The organism is Frischella japonica (assembly GCF_014489845.1).
GTDB lineage: Bacteria > Pseudomonadota > Gammaproteobacteria > Enterobacterales > Orbaceae > Frischella > Frischella japonica.
The window spans coordinates 1-557 of sequence record NZ_JABURY010000039.1 but is presented as its reverse complement, the minus strand read 5'-3'; the positions used below and the strand labels follow the sequence as shown (position 1 = coordinate 557).

1 protein-coding gene is annotated in these 557 nt (G+C 42.4%); it reads left to right on the top strand.

The window, feature by feature from the left end; genetic code table 11:
• Positions 1-48 precede the first annotated feature (48 nt).
• Positions 49-557: hypothetical protein (locus FcAc13_RS12080; protein ID WP_187756475.1), on the top strand; the 509-nt coding region annotated here is incomplete at its 3' end.

Below are 557 nucleotides of genomic sequence, written 5' to 3'. Positions count from 1 at the left end.
AAAATTAAAGTGGAAAATGGTCAACTGTTGGTCGTTCAGGCGATAAGTATGGCGTTGAACTACATCAGTTACCAAGCGAATAGTAAGCTGATTAAAGATCTCGATATTCCAGTGCATATGAAAGAGGTTCTGCGGATGAAAAACCGTTCAATATTGGTTAATTCAGTGCTATCCGGTGTGCAAATCGCCTCGTCACTGTCGATATTTTTGATGGGGTATAAACATGCAAACAATATCAACTTAGTGGCCAGCACCGAATTATTAAGTAATATGAAAGGGGTTTATTTAATCGGTAAAGTAGCCGGAGCCGCGGCGTCATTTATTGCAATCGTGGATGGCCTTGTGGCATGTGTTAAAGATTTGCCGAGATTTTATGCTGGTGATAGTGGCGCATTGGGATTTCAAATTGGCAGTATTATGGAGATCACCGCCGGGGTGTTAGGATTATTTGCCTTAGCCGGCTTGTGTTTTCCGGGAATAGGTTGGGTGATTCTTGGCTTAGCGGTGGTGGGAATGCTATTAAAGGGTCAATTTAGTGATGATTCAGATAGTTGGGA